This window comes from Maribacter sp. C-4077, assembly GCF_055378385.1.
Map to the genome: position 1 here is coordinate 1,824,891 of NZ_AP038807.1, position 19,524 is coordinate 1,844,414.

Below are 19,524 nucleotides of genomic sequence, written 5' to 3' on the forward strand. Positions count from 1 at the left end.
CACATAGCTCAAAAGGAAAGGAACATTGTTTTAAAGTTAGGGCTGTTATAGTTGTAAGGCCTTGTAGAAAACCTGTTGAACGGCCGATCTTATATTCATGTCGTACAGTGCCCTATGTTCCCTGGTAGGGTATACCCTGTTTGAAAGAAAAATATATACCAGTTGGTTTTCAGGGTCCGCCCAGACAAAAGTTCCTGTAAATCCGCTATGTCCAAAGCTTTCCGCACTTACTTCTGGGGCAGGGTAGGCATCCTTCAGGGCCAAGGTATCGTTTCCTAACAAGGGTTTGTCAAACCCCAAACCTCTACGGTTATCGTTTTCCTTATATTGCACTTTGATAAATTCCTTGACCACGGCTTCGGGTAAAATTTGGTTTCCTCGGTATTCGCCATACCGCGTATAAAGCTGCATTATTTTGGCCAAATCCTCTGCAGTTCCAAACAATCCGGCGTTTCCTGAAATGCCTCCCAGTAAAGATGCGTTTTCGTCATGTACCCAACCTTGGGTCAAGGTATGTCGGTATAGGGTATCCATTTCGGTAGGAACGATGCGATTCGGAAAATTTTTAGTGGAAGGCAAAAAACCCATGGTGCTGGCCCCAATGGGTCTATAGAAATTATCCTCGATATATTTTTCATAGGGAACACCGGTCAAATCTGTGATTATTTTCGGAAAAATAAGGAAGGTCAGTCCAGAATACCGATACCTTTTTTCTTCCGACACCTTGGAGCGGTTTATCATCCGATACATTTTTCGGTTGAACCTACTTTTTACATAGATATCCCCAAAGGCTTGTTTGTCAAATCGGTGACTTCTGGATTTCCGTAGGAACCTACTTTTAAACCGACCGTTCTTTTTCAATGTTTCGTTCAAAAAGACGATATAGGGTTCCAGTCCTGCCTGATGCGCCAATATCTCCCTAAGGGTGATATCTTTCTTATCTTTCCGTCGCTTCCAAGGTTTCCAATAAGTGCCAAAAGGCACATCCAAATCCAATTTTCCTTCCCCCACCAATTTCATGATGGCCGGAAGCGGTCCGGATATTTTGGTAACCGAGGCCAGATCGTACAAATCATCCAAAGCCACAGGTTGAAGGCTGTCATAGGTGTGAAATCCAAAGGCTTCATGAAATAGGACAGTGTCATTCTTGGCAACCAAGACTTGAGCTCCCGGAAAGGCCTTGTTTTTTATACCGTTGGTTATAATCGAATCTACTTGCTTGTAAACCCGTTGATAATCAAATGGATTCGTATCTGCTTTGAGATTGCCAACAAGTTGATTTTGTCCAAAACCCAGCTTTGGGCAAATTGTAATGAAAAGAAAGAAAATGGTTTTAGGCATGACAGTTTTCTGCGTATTTCAAATATAACTTATTGAAATCACCGATAGCATCCTGATGCCACAAAAACAGTAAAGACAATACCATTTTTAGCTATTGAGCAATTTGACTACATCTTTAGCGAAATAGGATGCAACGATATTGGCACCGGCCCGTTTGATGGCCGTTAGTTGCTCCATCATCACGGCATCATGGTCCAACCAGCCTTTTTCTGCCGCAGCCTTTACCATGGCATATTCTCCCGAGACCTGATATACGGCTAACGGCACCTCCACTTCGTTCCTAATTTCACGGACAATATCCAAATAACATAGTCCGGGTTTTACCATGACGATATCGGCACCTTCGTCAATGTCCATTTGTGTTTCCCTGATAGCTTCATACCGATTGGCATAATCCATTTGGTAGGTCTTTTTATCCTTGGGTACATTTTGGATGTCGACCGGCGCGGAATCCAAGGCATCCCTGAACGGACCGTAAAAGGCACTGGCGTATTTGGCACTGTAGCTCATAATGCCTGTATTGATGAAACCCTCGTCATCCAAGGCTTCCCGGATGCTCAAAACCCTACCATCCATCATATCGCTTGGAGCAACAAAATCGGCACCGGCTTTGGCATGGGATACGCTCATTTCGGCAAGCACTTCCACGGTTTCATCGTTCAATATCTGTCCGTTGGCGACAATTCCGTCATGCCCATAGGCGGAGTACGGATCAAGGGCCACATCGGTCATTACCAACATGTCCGGACAGGCACTTTTGACGGTTTTAATGGCCAACTGCATAAGGCCGTTGTTGTTTACCGCTTCAGACCCGGCATTGTCCTTGAGATTGTCGGGCACCTTTACGAACAACAGCACGGAACAAAGTCCTAGATTCCAAAGTTCCTTCACCTCTTTTTCAAGGTTGTCCAAACTCAACCGAAAGTAATTGGGCATCGATGGAATTTCCTCTTTAATGCCGTTTCCTTCCACAACGAATAGCGGGACCAAAAAATCATCCGGACTAATAATAGTCTCCCTGACCAATCTTCGTATGGATTCATTCGTACGTAGTCTCCTGTTTCTTATAAGTGGGTACATGCTTAATTTTTTTGGTGATAAATATATATTAAATGGTGATTTCACCGATTAGATAACAGACCGCCTGACCTGAAATTTTGACCCTGTCTCCTAAATATTCGCAGGATAAATCCCCACCCCGGGCAGAGAGCTGTTTTGCTGCCATCATCGTTTTTCCCAATCGAGGCGACCAATAGGGTGTAAGGGTCGTGTGCGCGGATCCCGTGACCGGATCTTCGGGAATACCACATTGCGGAAAAAAGGCACGTGACACAAAATCGACAGCATCTCCTTTAGCCGAAACGATGACACCCCTGCAATCCAATTGGTCCAATAAATGGAAGTTTGGTTTCAGTGCCTCGATGTCCTCTTGGGTTTCATAAATCAATAAATAGTCCGTTTTGCCTTTAAAGGTTTCCAAGGGTTCTTTACCTATGGCTGTATTGATCTGGTCATTATTGGCTACGGATACCAAATCGTCCGTTGGAAAGTCCATCGTCATCCATCCATCAAGGCCTTTAGTGACGGTTAGCTCGCCACTTCTAGGAGATAAAAACCGAATGGTATTTTCTTTGTGATTGTAAAAGTTAAAAAGCACAAAAGCGGTTGCCAAGGTAGCGTGTCCGCATAGGTCCACCTCCAATTCTGGGGTAAACCAGCGCAATTCATATCCTTTTTCGATGGTAACGGCAAAAGCCGTTTCGGCGAGATTGTTTTCTGCAGCAATATTTTGCATGGTTTCATCCGGCAACCATGTTTCCAAAATACAAACGGCCGCAGGATTCCCCCCAAACAGTTTATTGGTAAAGGCATCGATTTGACATAACTTCTGTTTCATGGTCAATTTTTTTTAGACCTGTCAGGTTTTTAAAACCTGACAGGTCGATTCTTTTTTAGGAAACCCAGTCTCTAGGTTGCTTCAAAACGTTGATCAACTTTTCTTCTTCGCTACCCGCTTGCGGTTGATGGTCGTACCGCCATTGCACATGCGGAGGAAGGCTCATCAAGATACTTTCAATACGCCCGTTGGTGCGTAAGCCAAACAGGGTTCCTTTGTCATGGACTAAATTGAATTCCACATAACGCCCCCTTCTAATTTCCTGCCAATCCCTTTGTTCTTTGGTGTAAGGAAGATCTTTTCGTTCTGTAACAATCGGTATATAACAATCCAAAAAACTGTTTCCTACTTCGGTTACGAAATTGTACCAGTCTTCCATGGACCTACTTTTGGTCTTCTTACAATAGTCAAAAAACAATCCTCCTATACCCCGTGCTTCATCCCTGTGGGAATTCCAGAAATATTCGTCGCATTTCTTTTTATAGGTTAGATAGAACGAAGGGTCGTGTTTGTCGCAAGCGGCTTTACAAACCTTATGAAAGTGTTCCGCATCCTCTTCGAATACATAATAGGGAGTCAGATCCTGCCCTCCTCCAAACCACTGGTCCACAATCTTACCGTCCTTGTCGTACATTTCAAAGTAGCGCCAATTGGCATGAACGGTGGGCACCATGGGATTTTTGGGGTGTAGTACGAGGCTAAGTCCACAGGCGAAGAAATCGGCCTCCTGTACCCCAAAATACGCTTGCATGCTTTTGGGTAATTCGCCATGAACGCCCGAAATATTGACGCCGCCTTTTTCGAAGACATCCCCATTTTCGATGACACGTGTCCGTCCGCCTCCGCCTTCGGGCCGTTCCCAGTTATCCTCATGAAACTTGGCCTTCCCATCAATGGATTCCAAGGCATGGGTTATGGTATCCTGTAGTTGGTGTATATACTCGAAAAATTTATCCTTCATAAGCTTTAACATATAATTCCATATCCATAGGTTGCATGGCTGGTGGCTGATGTTCTTTGGGCAAGGTTTCCTTCCACGTATACCCACACTTTTCTGCGATGCGTATACTTGCGGGATTCGACTTATGTACTATGATGCGTAATGTTCTTAGGCCGTGTTCCTTGAATGCCCAAGCCGTTATCTCTTTGACGGCCATGGTGGTTATTCCAATACCTTCGTGCTGATACCCGATACAGTAGGCAATTTCGGCCTCCTTTTTATCAAAATCCAGATTTTTTACAAAGAGCAAACCCGCTAGGCTTCTATCGATGGTATTTTTTATCACGAACACAAATTCGGTCTTATTATTAAAATCCTTAATTTTTTGGTCGACGAATAATTTGGAAAGCTCCGGGGTCAGATTTTCGGTCAGGGTTTGAGGGAAATAGGTTTTAAGTCTTGAAGTATTTACGGTTACAAAATCACAGATTCTCCATGCGTATTTTTCATGGATGGGCGTTATTTCAAAAGTACCGTTCGCGATGGGAATCATTCCTTAAAAGTACGAAGTCTTTGGCCCTTTGAAAAGGTAAAGCGCAAGGTTTGGAAAAATTAAATGGTTCAGTGCGCCAATTTATATTCTTTTACGGCATCTATGAAAGACTTTGCATTTTCCACCGGAACATTGGGAAGGATTCCGTGTCCTAAATTCACAACATACCTGTCCTTGCCAAATTCATTGATCATTTGCGTGACCATTTTTTTGATTTCCGATGGTGGGGATAACAATCTGGCAGGGTCGAAATTCCCTTGTAAGGTTATTTTTCCTCCCGTAAGATATCGGGCATTTTGCGCGGAACAGGTCCAATCCACACCAAGGGCCGATGCACCCGATTGTGACATTTCCTTAAGTGCGAACCAGCATCCTTTACCAAAAACGATTACGGGAGTCTCTTCTTTAAGAGCATCTACGATTTGTTGGATGTACTGCCATGAAAATTCTTGATAGTCCGTGGGGGAAAGCATACCGCCCCAGGAGTCGAACACCTGTACTACATTTACTCCGGCCTTTACCTTAGCCTTTAAATAGGCAATGGTTGTATCCGTTATCTTTTGAAGCAATTCATGGGCGGCCACGGGTTGCGTAAAACAGAACTCCTTGGCCTTGTCAAAGGTCTTACTACCTTGTCCCTGTACACAATAGCAGAGGATGGTCCAGGGAGAACCGGCAAAACCGATTAGGGGTACTTCGTCGTTCAATTTTTCTTTGGTGGCGGTAATGGCCTGCATCACATAATCCAGGGCGTCTTCAACATCCGGTACGATTACCTCGTTTACATCCTTTTGGTTCCTAATGGGATTTGGCAGATAAGGTCCAAAATTGGGCTTCATCTGAACCTCAATGTTCATTGCCTGTGGAATCACTAAGATATCGCTAAAAAGAATGGCGGCATCCATCCCAAACCTTCGTATGGGTTGCACGGTAATTTCGGAAGCCAGTTCCGGGGTCTGGCATCTAGTGAAAAAATCGTATTTCTCCTTGATTTCCATAAATTCCGGTAAGTACCTTCCTGCTTGGCGCATCATCCAAACCGGCGGTCTTTCTACCGTTTCCCCTTTTAGGGCCCTAAGGAATAAATCGTTCTTTATCATATGTGGGTTTTGGCTGTTAGTTGTTGGTTGTTCGTTTTTCGTTGTTGGTTGATGGTTGATGGTTAATGGTTTTTCCTTATTGCTAAGCAATTTTTTTTTGAGCTTGTTTCTTGCTCTTGAACTTGTATTTTCTAACTACAAACCGCTATAATCGCCATTCACCAACTCAATAACACTTTCTACATCTGGGATATTGGCAACTTTCACTTCCTTGAAATGTTTCCGGGCTTCGGTTGCCGTAGTTTCCCCAATACAGTAAGCAACTTGATGTGGTTTATTTTTCAAGAGATAGCTTTCTATGGTGGAAGGACTGTAAAAAAGAATCCCCTCAACGGATTCAGGGATAGACTTGCCTGAAAGTTTGGTTCTGTAGGCTTCTACTTTGTTTACAATGATGTTGTTTTCTTCTAAAATAGTAGGCAGATCTTCTAAGCTAAGGTTTCCATGAAAATAGGTCACCTCAGTACCTTCCATGTATTCAACGAGGTAGTTGGCCAAATCGGTGGCACTGTTCTCCACATGGGCCACGGGTCCTATTTTTCTCTCAATCAACCTTTTTGTCTTTCTGCCTACGCAGTATATGTTTTTAAACTGAAGTTCTGCCGGACTGCAATTTGTAAGTAGGCTCTCCACGGCATTCTTACTGGTGAAGACGATGTTCCTAAGGTTCTTTTTTAGAATAATCGGAGATATCCTATTGGGGCTTATTTTGATAAAATCCTCAGAATCTACCCGTATTCCCAAACTGAATTTCTGCAGTTGCGCTTCCGTCAATTTTTTGGTAGAAAACACGTTGGTTTTTAGGTCGGCTCCCCGCAATTCGTTCATTAATCGCCTTCCTCCGCGGCTCAAAATACTTTTGGCTGCATCAATTCCCAAATTCTCATGCTTTCCGAGTGGGGCCGTTAAGGCAGCTTCCAATTTTTGGGAGCCATCAATGGTCAGAAGTACTCCTTTGAGGTTTACTTTTTCCTCCTTGTCAATATAGGCCAGGGCCCCGATGGGTGCGGAACAGCCACCTTCCAATTCCCGAAGGAAATCGCGTTCCAATTTGGTACAGATTTCGGTCTCCCTATGGTTGAGTTCGGCACATATTTCACGAATCTCCAAATCGTTTTCCATGGCTACCACCATAATGGCGCCCTGTGCCGGGGCCGGCACCATCCATGTGAGTCCGATCGTATTTTCAGGTTCCAAGCCAATGCGTTCCAATCCCGCGGCGGCAAAAATGGCTCCGTTCCAATCGTTTTTGTTCAGTTTTTCCAAACGGCTATTGACATTTCCCCGTAAATCCACTACCGTATGGGTTGGGTATCGGTTCAACCATTGTGCCTTTCTACGTAAACTTCCGGTAGCGATGATGCCATCGGGAGAACCCAAAAATTCCTCATTGTTCTTGAAGGCCAAAATGTCCATATAGTTGGCTCTTTTAAGAACGGCAGCCTGGACGATGCCTTTTGGGAGCATTGTGGGAACATCCTTCATGGAATGTACCGCAATGTCGATTTCACCGTTCAGCATGGCCACGTCCAAGGTCTTGGTGAAGATGCCCGTAATGCCCAATTCGTACAATGGCTTATCCAGAACAAGGTCGCCGGTGGATTTTACGGGGACCAGTTTTACGGTATGCCCTAAAGCTTCTAATTGATCTTTTACGGTAGTGGCTTGCCATAGTGCCAATTCACTATCGCGTGTGCCTATGCGGATTGTTCTACTCATTCTGTTTCCAGCTCTAATTGAAACACTTTTTGGATAAGGGCTAGGCTAGAATCGGAATCGATTGTGTCGTCCTTAAGGTGGTTTGCGAATTGCTTGGTGATTTTTTGGATTATCCTATTGGATATCATATCGGCCTGTACGGCATCAAAATTCGATGTCTTTTTGGATTGATAGTCCAGTTCCTCATCCTTCATGGTCTTCAGTTTCATTTTTAAGGCCTTTATGACCGGCGCAAATTTACGGGTCTCCAGCCATTGGATGAAATCCTCCTTAACATCCTCAATGATCGCTTCGGCCTCTGGAATAAAAAGTTTACGCTTTTCCAAGGTTTCGTCCGTCATTTGTGACAGCTGGTCCAAATGCACCAAGGAGACGTTATCCAGTTCCATGACATTGTCATCCACGTTTTTGGGAACGGATAGGTCCAGGATCAATAATGGATTTTTGGTATAGATGAGTTCCTTGCAGACGGTGGGTTTTTGGGCTCCCGTGGCAACTACAAGGACGTCTGTTTTTCTGATTTCGGCCTGCAGGTCGCCATAATCCTTTACGGTGAGGTTGAATTTCCCACCTACTTTATCCGCTGTTTCCTTGGTTCTATTGATCAAGGTAATATGCGGATTTTTGGTATGCTTTATGAGGTTTTCGCAGGTATTCCGACCAATTTTGCCGGTGCCGAAAAGTAGGATGTTCTTTTCCGAAATGTCCGCTACGTTGTTCAAGATATATTGTACCGATGCAAACGCCACCGATGTCGCCCCGGACGATATTTCCGTTTCGTTTTTTATACGCTTACTGGCTTGGATGACCGAGTTGACCAAACGTTCCAGGAACGGGTTGGCAATATCCACTTTTTTGGAGCGGTTAAAACTTTGCTTTAATTGGCTAATTATCTCAAAATCCCCTAAAATCTGGCTGTCCAGTCCCGTACCTACACGAAAAAGATGGGAAATGGCTTCCTTGTTCTTGTAGACATAGGCTACTTCCTGAAATTCCTCCACACTTCCCTTGGAAAAACTGCACAACAATTTTATCAATTGATAGGGGTGCTGGGCGAAACCGTGAAGTTCCGTCCTGTTGCAGGTAGAAGTTACCAACAGGCCATCGATGCCCTCTTCCTTCGCCTTTGTCAATAGCGCGATCATGGATGCATCGTCCAAACTGAATTTTCCCCTAACCTCGGCATCGGCCTTTTTGTAGTTTAGGCCAATGGTATAGAAGGAGCTATGTTTAGAAATATGGTATGCCTTCATAGTTGCGGGGACAAAAATAGAACCATAGGATTAATAAAAATAACGCTAGAGGAACTATAAGCATCGGTAGAAGTGATTTTAGATAAAATACAATATAAATCGGCCCAAAACCCTTAATTTTACAACGTCTAACGGAAACCCTACGACGATATTGTTTAGATAGATTCTAAATAAAGTAAATTGATAAGCCGTACTATGGAAAGTAAAAACATCGCCAAAGGTTCATTTGAGGAACTGTTGATAGAGAATAGCTTTTACGTACTTAAAATCCAGAATAATACTTCTGAAAGTAAGCAAGTTACGCGGGAAATAAATAGGAGTTATATTCAGTTCCATTTCTGTTTGAAGGGCGGCGGTAAGTTCGTTTTCAATCAAGGGAACTATGCTTTGGAGGTATCTGAAGAGAACTCGTTATTGTTGTACAATACCCAATTGGATTTGCCTTTGAACCTTATGTTGGCACCAAATTCCTGGATGGTTTCTGTGGTGATGAGCATACGAAAGTTCCACTCCCTTTTTTCCGATGAGGCGAGTTACATTCCCTTCCTTAGTGAGGAGAACCAGGAAAAAAAATATTACGCCCAAGAGCCGGTATCGCCCCCTATTGCCGTGGTTCTAAGTCAGATAATTAACTACAATCTGCACCCTACTATTAAAAACCTGTATCTGAAAGGAAAAATTTACGAGTTGATAGCCTTGTACTTCAATAAGAATACCGATGCCGATGTAGAACAGTGTCCATTCCTGATAGACGAGGACAACGTAAAACGCATTAGAAAGGCGAAGGAAATCATCATCTCCAACATGGCCGAACCTCCTACCTTGAATGAACTTTCCAAGGAAATAGGATTGAGCCTAAAACGATTGAAGGAAGGATTTAAACAAATATATGGGGATTCCGTATACAGTTTTCTATTTGATTATAAAATGGAACATGCCCGAAAACTTCTGGAATCCGGTCAGTACAATGTAAACGAAATCGGGCTAAAAATTGGGTACAGTACCTCAAGTCATTTTATTGCCGCTTTTAAGAAAAAGTATGGCACCACACCCAAGAAATATGTGATGGCGTTGGCGAGTAGTTCATAGTTTTTTTGTCATTCTGACGAAGTACGTAGTACTGGGGAAGAATCTCTTCTAGAATCGGATGTTTCCTTTTACTCAGCATGACTAGTTGTTGTGCCGGTAATTTTCAGGGTTGATCGATGGAGACTTAGTATTAACTCGGTATAGGAATTACTGATTTTAAACTGAAAAGTATTTATGAGAAAGCTAAAGAGGCCTCGCCACCATGATACCCGTATTCCCCTTGACTTTTTTCAAATATTCCGCCAACGGTTTTTCCGAAACTTCCACTTCCATAGAACCTGTAGAGGCGTGGAGAAGATGGATTCTGCCATCCGCTTCCCGCGTGGCAATTCCGGTATGGGTAACGTCCAGGCCATTGATGGAGGTTGCAAGGGCAATGATATCCCCGGATTGGATCAAATGCTCGTTTTCCGCAATCCGATCTTGGGCCAGGACACAAATGGGCCGACTGTTCAAATACGTTTCGGAAGCTTTTATCTTTTCGAAATTGCTATCGTCCGAAAGAAAAGGATAGAGATCGCGATGTTCGCTCATAAAGTTGATGTCCTTGGTAATTTCGGCACCTCCAATTTCCTCGGTGATATCCTGTAGCAGGCCTTTTTTGGCATTGTTGGCGATCCATTCGGAAAAATAGTGGAGTCGGGAAGCGTAGCCGTCCAAATAGCCATCTTTATACCGAATGGTTTCTAGGGTTTCTATGAAATTCTCGAATGAGGTTTTGTCCTCTTTCATCATCAACGAAAATGCTAGCACATTTTCCACAAACGTGGTGCAATCCAGCCCTTGTAAGTTGACCACCAAGGTTTCCGTTTCCCCAATTTCAAGGGTTTTGGCCACATAGGGAGTTTTGAGGAAGGTTTTGCCTATGGCTACCATGGTCTGTCCAAAATCAGGTTTTTCCAAATCTTGAACCTGTTCAATCTTGGAAACCACGGTCTCTTTGTCCAATGGGGAACAGGTAACGGTTTGTGCCTTGGTATGGTAGCAAATAAAAAGTAAACTTAAAAAAAAGATGCGTCTCATGTTCCTTTATTTTACCTTGAAGAATCCGTCTCAAGATTTCCCATCAAAACTCTATTATGTACAATACTCTCTGGATACTTCTCCTGAAGGAAAGTTATTAATTTTTCCCGTACATGTACCCTCAAATCCCATGCCGTTGGCGAATCCTTGGCACTCATCAGCGCCCTAATCTCTACATAATTCGCTTTGCTGTCGGTTACCTGTAGTACGTTTACTTCCTTATCCCATAAATCGGTATTTTCCAAAATGCGCGTCAGCTCTGCACGCAATGCATCAAAAGGGACCTTGTAATCCGTGTATAAAAAAACGGTTCCCAAAATATCTGAAGAAGTTTTGGTCCAGTTTTGGAAAGGTTTTTCAATGAAATAGGGGGTGGGAACTATGAGTCGGCGTTTATCCCAGATTTTCACCACTACATAGGTCAGGGTTATTTCCTCAATACGTCCCCATTCGCCTTCTACAATGACCACATCGTCCAATTTTATAGGTTGTGCAATGGCGATTTGTATGCCCGCCAAAACAGTGCCGATCAATTTTTGGGCGGAAAAACCAATAATGATTCCGGCCACTCCTGCCGATGCAAAAATACTAAGCCCCAATTCCCTGATTTCCTGAAAACTCATAAGGGCGGCACCAACGGCCAATATGATGACTATGAAAATGACGATGCGCTCCAGAATATTGAATTGGGTATAGATTTTTCGGGCCTTAAGATTATCGGTCGTGTTTACATCATAATTGTGGATGATGAGTTGTTTCATCACTTTTAATATCCCAATGATTAACCAGGTCATGGCAAAGATGAACAACAGGGTACTGGCCTTTTTGAACCAATATGCTTCATCGGTCAAACCAAAAAGTTGTCGGAAGGAATGCATCCGAATAATGATGGAAATAAATATTAGGAAAATAGGAAGGGCGACACGCTTCATAACACCTTCGGGCAATAGATATTTGGGGTCTTTTCCTAACCTTCGAAGTACGAAAAGTGTACTCCAATAAAGTATAACAAAGGTGGCCACCGCTATCCCCAAATACATCATCGACTCCCTAGGAATATCCTTAAAAAGAGTATCCATTCGTTCTTTGTTTACTTACAACATACTAAATTTTGATGGGCTATGAAATTAATTGAATGGAAATTGATTGGGTTTATGGTAGAATAGAAAACTATTGGCGTAAATTAAAATAGCATCGGTTTCCAAGTCGTATTTTTGCAATTAAAAAAAATAATGAGAAGCATGAAAGGAGTATTATTGGTTAATCTGGGTTCTCCAGATAGTCCAACCCCCAAGGATGTAAAACCCTATTTGGACGAGTTTCTTATGGACGAACGCGTCATAGATGTTCCAAAAGTGTTGCGGAATATCATCGTGCGGGGAATCATTTTGCAAACCCGACCTAAAAAATCGGCCGAGGCCTATTCAAAAATTTGGTGGGAAGAAGGTTCCCCATTGATCGTACTCTCGGAACGCTTTACGGAAAAAGTGCGTCAACAATCCCAGATACCCGTAGCACTGGGTATGCGCTATGGAAGCATGACCATTAAAAACGCGCTTCAAGAGCTTAAGAACAAGGGTGTGGACGAGGTTTTGTTGGTGCCCTTATATCCACATTATGCTATGTCTTCCTATGAAACCGTGGTAGTAAAGGCGTTGGAAGTAAAGGATGCCTTTTTTCCTGAACTAAAAATTACCACCTTACCGGCATTTTATAAAAATACCGACTATATCCGAGTCCTTTCGGATTCCATTAAGGAAGGTTTGAAGGATTTTGAGTACGACCATATTCTGTTTTCCTACCATGGGATACCGGAGCGGCACATCCGAAAATCAGACCCGACAAAGTTTCACTGTAAAATTGACGGTTCCTGCTGCCAAACCAATTCCGTGGCCCATCATACCTGTTACAGGCATCAATGTTATAAAATGACCGAGTTGGTACGTACCCAAATGAACCTTCCGGAGGAAAAGGTGAGCGTATCCTTCCAATCGCGTTTGCCCAACGATCCTTGGTTAAAACCCTACACGGATTTTGAGTTTGAACGATTTGCAAAGGAAGGCAAGAAGAAGCTAGCCGTTGTAACCCCTGCCTTTGTGGCGGATTGTTTGGAAACCTTGGAGGAAATAGCCATGGAAGGTAAGCATCAATTTATGGAAGCCGGGGGAGAAAGCTACAAGCACATCCCATGCTTAAATGATAGCGATGCCTGGGTTACCTTAATGGCGCAATGGATTGAAACATGGGAAAAGGATGGCGTACTCCCACATCATTAAACTAGTTGAAAAAGGTATGAGCAAAGTAAACATAGAGAAAATAGAAAAGGCCTTGGAACCTTTAAGGACTGCCTTAAAAAATCATCAGTTATATAATGAGTTGACTACCATAATGGACGTACGGATTTTCATGGAAGGGCATGTGTATGCGGTATGGGATTTCATGTCCCTGCTAAAGGCCTTACAGATAAACCTAACGTGCGTGACCACTCCTTGGATCCCATCAAAGAATACGAATACGGCCCGGTTTATCAACGAAATCGTCTTGGAGGAAGAGACCGATAGGGACCAGGCAGGAAATTTTAGGAGCCATTTTGAGATGTACCTGGAAGCCATGCAGGAAGTAGATGCCGATACGAACAGCGTTGAAGCCTTTATTGATACGGTTAAAAAATCGGGCGATATCCAAACAAGCATCGTACAATCAGGATTGCCGGATGCCGTAAAGGAATTTATGAAATTTACCTTCGCTGTAATAGCGGAAGGCAAAGCCCACAAAATTGCGGCGGCCTTCACCTTTGGAAGGGAGGAACTTATACCAGATATGTTCCTAAAGATCATCGAGTCTAACGAAAATGCACCTCTATACCCCAAGTTGGAGTATTATCTAAGAAGACATATAGAACTGGATGGCGATGAACACGGTCCGCTTTCGTTGAAGATGATCATGGAACTTTGCGGAAATGACCCTAATAAATGGGATGAGGTACTGGAAGTTTCCCAAAGGGCCCTGGAGCGAAGAATTCAGTTATGGGATGGCATAACGGATGGAATTCTGAGCGAAAGGACCTCCACAGCTACGGTGGTTTAATATCATTTTTAATTCAAAAGAACTCGGCCTATGGCCAAATTCACTTCGGAAGAATTGGGCAAGCAGCCTATTGGAAAGCTATTGATTGGGCAGGCAGTGCCGGCCAGTATAGGAATTCTTGTGATGTCCTTGAACGTTTTGGTCGATTCCATTTTCGTGGGCAACTGGATCGGCTCCATTGCCATTGCGGCCATTAATGTCGTTCTTCCGGTTTCGTTCTTTATAGGGGCCTTGGGAATGGCCATTGGGGTTGGAGGTTCCAGTATCATCTCTAGGGCCCTTGGCGCCGAAAATAAGGAAAAGGCCTTTACGACTTTCGGAAACCAAATCACCCTTACCCTGATCATAACCATTTCCATGGTCATTGTCGGCCTCACTTTTATTGAGTCCATCATTCCCGCTTTTGGGGGAAAAGGAGCAATATACGATCCGGCCAAGGTGTATTATACCATTGTGCTGTACGGAGTTCCTTTTTTGGCACTTTGCATGATGGGGAATACCGTTATTAGGGCCGAAGGCAAACCCAAATTTGCCATGATCGCCATGATTATTCCTTCCGTAGGTAACCTCTTGATGGACTATGTCTTTATCTATGTTTTTGATTGGGGGATGGCAGGCGCTGCCTGGGCCACTACGGTCGGCTACATACTGTGCTTTCTATATGTTGGCTACTTTTTCTTTTCCCGGCATTCCGAAATGAAAATCCAATGGAAACATTTGGGATTGGATGTACCGGTGGTAAGCGAAATAGGATCGTTAGGCTTTGTAACCTTGGCAAGGCAGGCGGTGGTGAGTATTATTTATCTGATAATGAACAATATATTGTTCGCATTGGGCGGTGAGGCGATGGTGGCGGTGTATGCCATTATTGGCAGAATGTTGATGTTTGCCTTATTTCCGGTATTTGGGGTTACCCAAGCATTTTTGCCCATTGCCGGATTTAATTATGGGGCCCGAAAATACCATAGGGTACGAAAGACCATCAATACGGCAATCACCTACGCCTCTCTATTAGCGACCGTAGTTTTCATAGGGCTCATGATTTTTCCCGAAGCAATTACGGCACTTTTCCTGAGCGATAACCCGGACATGTCCGCCCAAGATTTGGAAACCAATGCCTTTGTTTTGGAAAATGCCCCAAATGCCATGCGTTGGGTATTTGCGGCAACCCCGATCATAGCCTTGCAGCTTATTGGTGCAGCCTATTTTCAGGCTATAGGCAAGGCCGTTCCCGCCTTATTATTGACACTTTCCAGACAAGGTTTTTTCTTCATTCCCTTGATTCTGGTTCTTCCAAAATTGTATGGCGAACTAGGCGTTTGGATTTCTTTTCCCATCGCCGATGTGCTGGCGACCATCGTTACCGGTTATTTTTTGAGAAGGGAAATCAAGAGGACCTTGGTGTAGGTGATGTCTTTACACCAGTATACTAAAGAATTATACTACAAAGGCGTTCAAACTACCCAATTTATCTTTAAATACCCAATAAACGGTACTTAGGGCTTCTTAAAAAATAGTATATTGTCCTCATAACCAATTAGATATTGAAATGAGAAATCTCACCTTGCTCTTATTTTTTATTTCTGTATTAGGGTACTCACAAACCCAACGTAGTACAGGACTCTTATTTGATGATGAAGCCTATGAAAATACCCCGGTAAAAGCAAAAAATGTTGCTTTCCAAGATGTGGTAACTGAATTCACTTCCTCTACTTTAAAAAGCTTTGTCCCTCCTATAAAAAACCAGGGGGGATATAGTACTTGTGTAGGGTGGGCGACAGCATACTATGGACGGACAATCTTGGAATCTCGATTGTATGATGTACAAGATTCGCTTACAATTGCCAAAGGTACTTTTGCACCTGTATTCACCTACCTACATTCAAATGTGGAAAATGATTATAACTGTCAGGGAGGTGCCTATATAGGTAAAGCCATGGAAGCCATGGTGGAAAAGGGTGTGCCGTACTACGAGGATTATAGTGTTATGTGTGATACGGAGATACCGGAAAATCTGTATGGCTCTGCCGAGCGATTCAAGATAAAGGATTTTGCAAGAATATTTGGTTCCGATGAGTCGGAGGAGTTTAAAGTAGATGGTGTAAAACGTTCACTTCTAAATGGAAATCCCGTGGTTATCGGGTTTATGGTAGATAATGCATTTCAAAGTGCCAAGAATGTTTATGTCCCTGATAATTTGGGGACAACCGGGGGGCATGCCATGTGTGTAATTGGATATGACGATGATAAGTATGGCGGTTCTTTTGAAATCGTGAATAGTTGGGGGCCTACATGGGGAAATGAGGGATTCATGTGGATCAGGTATTCAGATTTTGCCGAATATACAAGATATGCCTTTGAAATGATACCCTTAAAGATCAAAAAAGAGGAAAAACAGATTTTGGCGGGAGAGGTCGACTTTATCCTTAGAAGTAACGAACCTATGAACGTACGCAATGAAAAGGGCGAATATACAGGATCCGTATTTGGTGCACAGGATGTGGTCATTGAAAAAGAGGATGAAAGTATTGGAGATTATATTACAGAAGATGTTTATGGTACCGGAACTAGGTATCGTATGGTAACTAAAGTAAATCAACCCGCTTATGTATATGTTTTTGGGATGGATTCAGATAATGAGTTTTCTCCTTTATTTCCCCATAAGGATTCAATAAGCCCCTTCATAAATTCCGATAAGTCCGAAGTTATATTGCCTGCGGCGCCAAAAGGAGCTAAGGCCTATGCGAGATTAAGCAAGGATGTGGAAAAGGAATATACCATAGTTGTTTTTTCTTTGGAAAAAATAGACATGAAGGAGGTGCAATCCAAACTTCAAGAATTGGATGGTACGTTATTAGATCGATTGTACGTGATTTTTGATGACAAGCTAATCAAAAAAGAAGCGATGAAGTTGAGTAAGGATAAAATGAGTTTTAAAGCGGAATTCGATAAAGGTTCATTGGCGATGATGATATTGGATATTAAAAGGTCCTAGAATGCAAAAACTAGCTCTTTTGATGGTCGTTCTATTGATGTATTCCTGTATGTCTTCGCAGAAGTCGGAGAAAAGCAAGGGCTCCGGTACGATAGAAAGTACAAAAATAAAGGCCTTGATCAACCCGGAAAGATTCGGTAAAATTGAAAATGCCAATACAGTCATTAGAATTGATTTGGTCAAAACGCTTATCGAAGGAACTGAAAATGAATATTACAATCAGCTAAAAGTACTGGACACTTTGAATGTCAACAGTGCTCAGGAATTAAAACAAGTGCTCATTGACGATACCAACTATGTTTGGGACCTACAGAATTCAAATTCATCTTTTGATCCTCAGCAGCAGTTCATATTAAAAAACAATGATGAACAGTTGACCATACTGCTTGATGAAAATGAAAATAAAATCGCCTTTATGGACCTTTTTGGAAGAAAGGTAATCAGCGTTACCTCGGGTTTTCCTTTTTTTCGTAAAAATTTATCGGATAAAAAATAAATCAAAGGAGTCCATAAAGAAACCTCTTAATTGTTTTCTACATGAAGGATTCAAATAAAAAAAGGTATTTCTATAACTTTTTTATGAGGAACAAGAGTTTGTTCAAAGAGGCATTTTTGTGTATGATTTTCGCCTTTACCATGTTGGGCATAGTCTCTTGGATAGGTGTTAGCCTTAATTTTTTTAGTCCATTTAAAAATGCGTTTAAGGATTTTAGTTATTTGGATATGTACTATGCTGAAAAGCTAGAAACGAATGATCCAAATATAAATGAGAACATCATTTTGGTCAATGTTGATAGGCGCAATAGAAAGGAGCTGGCAGGGATGCTACAAAAGATACAGGAATCCCAACCAAAAGTAATCGGTGTCGACGTCATATTCAAAGATTTGGAAGATCCCGTATGGGATCGTTTTCTTTCGGAATTTCTTAAAAGTGAAAACATAGTCGCAGCCTATGTTCTAAATGATGATAAAAGAATAGTCTCAAATAAAAACATACTTGAAGAAGGAGTTGCATCAGGATACTCGAATTTCAATTTTGATGATGAATCCGCAGTAATAAGAAATTTTAGGGGTGTCTATAAAAAAAACGATACCATCTTGGAAGCTTTTGGAACGGCGGTATCGAAGAAATTTAGGGCGCCTGATTGGGACATGGGGATGGATAACTTTCTCTCAATCGACAGGCCCATCAATTATACCGGAAACAGGGATTTCTTTCTCGTATTGGAATATGATGAAATAATGAACGATGAGTTTTCTCATTTGATGAAGGACAAAATAGTTATGGTAGGATACTTGGGTAATCCCATTCAACATCGATTTGATTTGGAGGACAAACATTTTACCCCGATGAATCCCAGATTTGTGGGGAAAAGTCCGCCAGATACCTTTGGGCTGGTCATTCACGCGAATATTGTCCAAATGATTATTGAAGGTAATTTTATAAAAGTAGTTCCCAATTGGATACGTATCCTGTTAACGGTCCTATTGACGTACATGGCCCTTTGTTACTTTATTTGGCTGAATAAAAGACAGTTGGCCAGTTATATACTTAGGTTGAATATAGTTCAACTATTTTTTATCGTATTTTTTGTCTGGGTGGCCTTGTTGCTTTTCAGGCAAAAACTACTATTTAAAACAGCTTCCATAACCGCGGTCATTGTTTTTAGTATTGGTCTGATAGGATTTTACAAAAAGTTGGCACATTATTTATATAAAAGATTAAAATGGCAAGGATTCTTTTTTCACGATTGATTTTCATCATTTTTTGCGTAGTATATACTGCCGAAGGCTTTGGGCAGGAAAGCTATTATATATATAAAAAAACGGGAGAACCTTTGTTTTCTTCGGATAAAAAGGCCATTAGGGGCGTATATTTTGAGACTTTGGATACTTTGAGACTTTCGGATGATGAAAAGGTTACCCTTGTAAACCAAACAGGGGAGATTTTTGCTTTGTCAGGCCCAAATGCGTATGTTTTTCAGGATATTTCGAAAAACAAGGTGCAATTAAACCAAACTTCGTTTACAAGAAAGTATTTTACGTATGTATGGACGCAGTTCACAAACCGCCGAAAAAGTAAGCAGGAAGCCGGGGTAGTGTATAGGGAAGATAGAACGATCATCAAACATTTTCCAGTGGATAGTGCCAAATTATATCAGCCCAGTATATTTTTCCGGTGGGAGAACAATTCAGAAGCCGATTTGGTTTATCTTTTTCTAAAACAGCGTGATGGCCACCATATTACCAAAATAGGAACCGCTTCAGATTCTATGCTACTTTATGTGGACAATAATCTTTTGAAAAAGGGAAGACAATATGAATGGGCCATTAGTCTGGAGCCATTTCCCAGTTTGAAGGACATAAAATACAACACACTTACTTTGTTGGATGATGAGACTTTTCAGGAATTGAAAAAGGAAATGGATGTCTTGATTAAAACGTTTACGTTATTGGGATATCCAGAGGCCAAGATTAAGGAAGCTATCTGTGCGGATTATAAATTTTGCCCCTATTAAACAAAGGC

At 42.2% G+C, this 19,524-nt stretch carries 18 protein-coding genes; 8 read left to right on the forward strand and 10 right to left on the reverse strand.

The annotated features are described in order from the left end of the window. Nucleotides 1-45: 45 nt before the first annotated feature. The 8 genes from ACZ41C_RS07860 to hemA all read right to left on the reverse strand — a co-directional run bounded on the left by ACZ41C_RS07860 (nucleotide 46) and on the right by hemA (nucleotide 8,803). The gene (locus ACZ41C_RS07860) at nucleotides 46-1,341 is read right to left on the reverse strand and encodes a serine hydrolase domain-containing protein (protein ID WP_464565381.1); all 1,296 of its coding nucleotides are present in this window, start codon (nucleotides 1,339-1,341) and stop codon (nucleotides 46-48) included. An 87-nt stretch (nucleotides 1,342-1,428) separates the two neighbouring features. Continuing rightward, a complete protein-coding gene (gene hemB, locus ACZ41C_RS07865; RefSeq protein ID WP_464565383.1) occupies nucleotides 1,429-2,421 on the reverse strand; it encodes a porphobilinogen synthase in 993 nt (330 codons plus the stop codon). Between the two features lie 28 nt (nucleotides 2,422-2,449). After that, nucleotides 2,450-3,238, reverse strand: coding sequence for a PhzF family phenazine biosynthesis protein (locus ACZ41C_RS07870; protein ID WP_464565385.1), 789 nt, complete (start codon nucleotides 3,236-3,238; stop codon nucleotides 2,450-2,452). Between the two features lie 55 nt (nucleotides 3,239-3,293). Next, complete coding sequence (gene hemF, locus ACZ41C_RS07875; protein WP_464565387.1) at nucleotides 3,294-4,199, reverse strand: oxygen-dependent coproporphyrinogen oxidase; 906 nt, start codon at nucleotides 4,197-4,199, stop codon at nucleotides 3,294-3,296. Further along, nucleotides 4,189-4,731 (reverse strand): GNAT family N-acetyltransferase, encoded by a 543-nt coding sequence (locus tag ACZ41C_RS07880; RefSeq protein WP_138256526.1) that lies wholly within the window; start codon nucleotides 4,729-4,731, stop codon nucleotides 4,189-4,191. Before ACZ41C_RS07880 ends, hemF begins: the two co-directional genes overlap by 11 nt. A 68-nt stretch (nucleotides 4,732-4,799) precedes the next feature. Continuing rightward, entirely contained in the window at nucleotides 4,800-5,831 is a 1,032-nt protein-coding gene (hemE, locus tag ACZ41C_RS07885; RefSeq protein ID WP_464565389.1) for a uroporphyrinogen decarboxylase, read from the reverse strand. A 135-nt stretch (nucleotides 5,832-5,966) separates the two neighbouring features. Continuing rightward, nucleotides 5,967-7,550, reverse strand: a complete 1,584-nt coding sequence (gene hemC, locus ACZ41C_RS07890; RefSeq protein ID WP_464565390.1) for a hydroxymethylbilane synthase — start codon at nucleotides 7,548-7,550, stop codon at nucleotides 5,967-5,969. After that, a complete protein-coding gene (gene hemA, locus ACZ41C_RS07895) occupies nucleotides 7,547-8,803 on the reverse strand; it encodes a glutamyl-tRNA reductase (RefSeq protein WP_464565391.1) in 1,257 nt (418 codons plus the stop codon). Before hemA ends, hemC begins: the two co-directional genes overlap by 4 nt. Nucleotides 8,804-8,998: 195 nt before the next feature. On the opposite strand from hemA, the gene ACZ41C_RS07900 reads away from it, so the two are divergent. Continuing rightward, entirely contained in the window at nucleotides 8,999-9,892 is an 894-nt protein-coding gene (locus tag ACZ41C_RS07900) for a helix-turn-helix transcriptional regulator (protein WP_154917618.1), read from the forward strand. Between the two features lie 183 nt (nucleotides 9,893-10,075). On the opposite strand, the gene ACZ41C_RS07905 is transcribed toward ACZ41C_RS07900, so the two are convergent. Continuing rightward, entirely contained in the window at nucleotides 10,076-10,915 is an 840-nt protein-coding gene (locus ACZ41C_RS07905; RefSeq protein WP_464565394.1) for an N-acetylmuramoyl-L-alanine amidase-like domain-containing protein, read from the reverse strand. Between the two features lie 11 nt (nucleotides 10,916-10,926). Further along, nucleotides 10,927-11,994: a mechanosensitive ion channel family protein gene (locus ACZ41C_RS07910; protein WP_464565395.1), complete on the reverse strand. Its 1,068-nt coding sequence runs from the start codon at nucleotides 11,992-11,994 to the stop codon at nucleotides 10,927-10,929. Between the two features lie 162 nt (nucleotides 11,995-12,156). On the opposite strand from ACZ41C_RS07910, the gene hemH reads away from it, so the two are divergent. From hemH to ACZ41C_RS07945, 7 genes are all read left to right on the forward strand, one after another. Beyond that, entirely contained in the window at nucleotides 12,157-13,191 is a 1,035-nt protein-coding gene (gene hemH, locus ACZ41C_RS07915; protein WP_464565396.1) for a ferrochelatase, read from the forward strand. Nucleotides 13,192-13,207: 16 nt separating this feature from the next. Next, nucleotides 13,208-14,002, forward strand: coding sequence for a DUF3050 domain-containing protein (locus tag ACZ41C_RS07920; protein ID WP_464565398.1), 795 nt, complete (start codon nucleotides 13,208-13,210; stop codon nucleotides 14,000-14,002). A gap of 30 nt (nucleotides 14,003-14,032) precedes the next feature. Continuing rightward, on the forward strand, nucleotides 14,033-15,409 hold the full coding sequence (locus ACZ41C_RS07925) for an MATE family efflux transporter (protein WP_464565399.1): 1,377 nt from the start codon (nucleotides 14,033-14,035) through the stop codon (nucleotides 15,407-15,409). A 142-nt stretch (nucleotides 15,410-15,551) separates the two neighbouring features. Next, the gene (locus tag ACZ41C_RS07930; protein ID WP_464565400.1) at nucleotides 15,552-16,997 is read left to right on the forward strand and encodes a C1 family peptidase; all 1,446 of its coding nucleotides are present in this window, start codon (nucleotides 15,552-15,554) and stop codon (nucleotides 16,995-16,997) included. Between the two features lies 1 nt (nucleotide 16,998). Beyond that, nucleotides 16,999-17,493: a hypothetical protein gene (locus ACZ41C_RS07935; RefSeq protein ID WP_138256515.1), complete on the forward strand. Its 495-nt coding sequence runs from the start codon at nucleotides 16,999-17,001 to the stop codon at nucleotides 17,491-17,493. Between the two features lie 83 nt (nucleotides 17,494-17,576). Further along, a complete protein-coding gene (locus ACZ41C_RS07940; protein WP_464565402.1) occupies nucleotides 17,577-18,752 on the forward strand; it encodes a CHASE2 domain-containing protein in 1,176 nt (391 codons plus the stop codon). After that, entirely contained in the window at nucleotides 18,725-19,516 is a 792-nt protein-coding gene (locus tag ACZ41C_RS07945; RefSeq protein ID WP_464565404.1) for a hypothetical protein, read from the forward strand. The genes ACZ41C_RS07940 and ACZ41C_RS07945 overlap by 28 nt, the downstream gene beginning before the upstream one ends. Nucleotides 19,517-19,524: the final 8 nt, after the last annotated feature.

What these genes read in the sequence shown, in the direction of transcription:
- hemF (WP_464565387.1), bottom strand. Translation starts at nt 4,199, where the DNA reads ATGAAGGATAAATTTTTCGAGTATATACACCAACTACAGGATACCATA.
- ACZ41C_RS07880 (WP_138256526.1), bottom strand. Translation starts at nt 4,731, where the DNA reads ATGATTCCCATCGCGAACGGTACTTTTGAAATAACGCCCATCCATGAA.
- hemH (WP_464565396.1), top strand. Translation starts at nt 12,157, where the DNA reads ATGAAAGGAGTATTATTGGTTAATCTGGGTTCTCCAGATAGTCCAACC.
- hemA (WP_464565391.1), bottom strand. Translation starts at nt 8,803, where the DNA reads ATGAAGGCATACCATATTTCTAAACATAGCTCCTTCTATACCATTGGC.
- ACZ41C_RS07905 (WP_464565394.1), bottom strand. Translation starts at nt 10,915, where the DNA reads ATGAGACGCATCTTTTTTTTAAGTTTACTTTTTATTTGCTACCATACC.
- ACZ41C_RS07920 (WP_464565398.1), top strand. Translation starts at nt 13,208, where the DNA reads ATGAGCAAAGTAAACATAGAGAAAATAGAAAAGGCCTTGGAACCTTTA.
- hemE (WP_464565389.1), bottom strand. Translation starts at nt 5,831, where the DNA reads ATGATAAAGAACGATTTATTCCTTAGGGCCCTAAAAGGGGAAACGGTA.
- ACZ41C_RS07925 (WP_464565399.1), top strand. Translation starts at nt 14,033, where the DNA reads ATGGCCAAATTCACTTCGGAAGAATTGGGCAAGCAGCCTATTGGAAAG.
- ACZ41C_RS07940 (WP_464565402.1), top strand. Translation starts at nt 17,577, where the DNA reads ATGAGGAACAAGAGTTTGTTCAAAGAGGCATTTTTGTGTATGATTTTC.
- ACZ41C_RS07935 (WP_138256515.1), top strand. Translation starts at nt 16,999, where the DNA reads ATGCAAAAACTAGCTCTTTTGATGGTCGTTCTATTGATGTATTCCTGT.
- hemC (WP_464565390.1), bottom strand. Translation starts at nt 7,550, where the DNA reads ATGAGTAGAACAATCCGCATAGGCACACGCGATAGTGAATTGGCACTA.
- ACZ41C_RS07870 (WP_464565385.1), bottom strand. Translation starts at nt 3,238, where the DNA reads ATGAAACAGAAGTTATGTCAAATCGATGCCTTTACCAATAAACTGTTT.
- hemB (WP_464565383.1), bottom strand. Translation starts at nt 2,421, where the DNA reads ATGTACCCACTTATAAGAAACAGGAGACTACGTACGAATGAATCCATA.
- ACZ41C_RS07945 (WP_464565404.1), top strand. Translation starts at nt 18,725, where the DNA reads ATGGCAAGGATTCTTTTTTCACGATTGATTTTCATCATTTTTTGCGTA.
- ACZ41C_RS07860 (WP_464565381.1), bottom strand. Translation starts at nt 1,341, where the DNA reads ATGCCTAAAACCATTTTCTTTCTTTTCATTACAATTTGCCCAAAGCTG.
- ACZ41C_RS07910 (WP_464565395.1), bottom strand. Translation starts at nt 11,994, where the DNA reads ATGGATACTCTTTTTAAGGATATTCCTAGGGAGTCGATGATGTATTTG.
- ACZ41C_RS07900 (WP_154917618.1), top strand. Translation starts at nt 8,999, where the DNA reads ATGGAAAGTAAAAACATCGCCAAAGGTTCATTTGAGGAACTGTTGATA.
- ACZ41C_RS07930 (WP_464565400.1), top strand. Translation starts at nt 15,552, where the DNA reads ATGAGAAATCTCACCTTGCTCTTATTTTTTATTTCTGTATTAGGGTAC.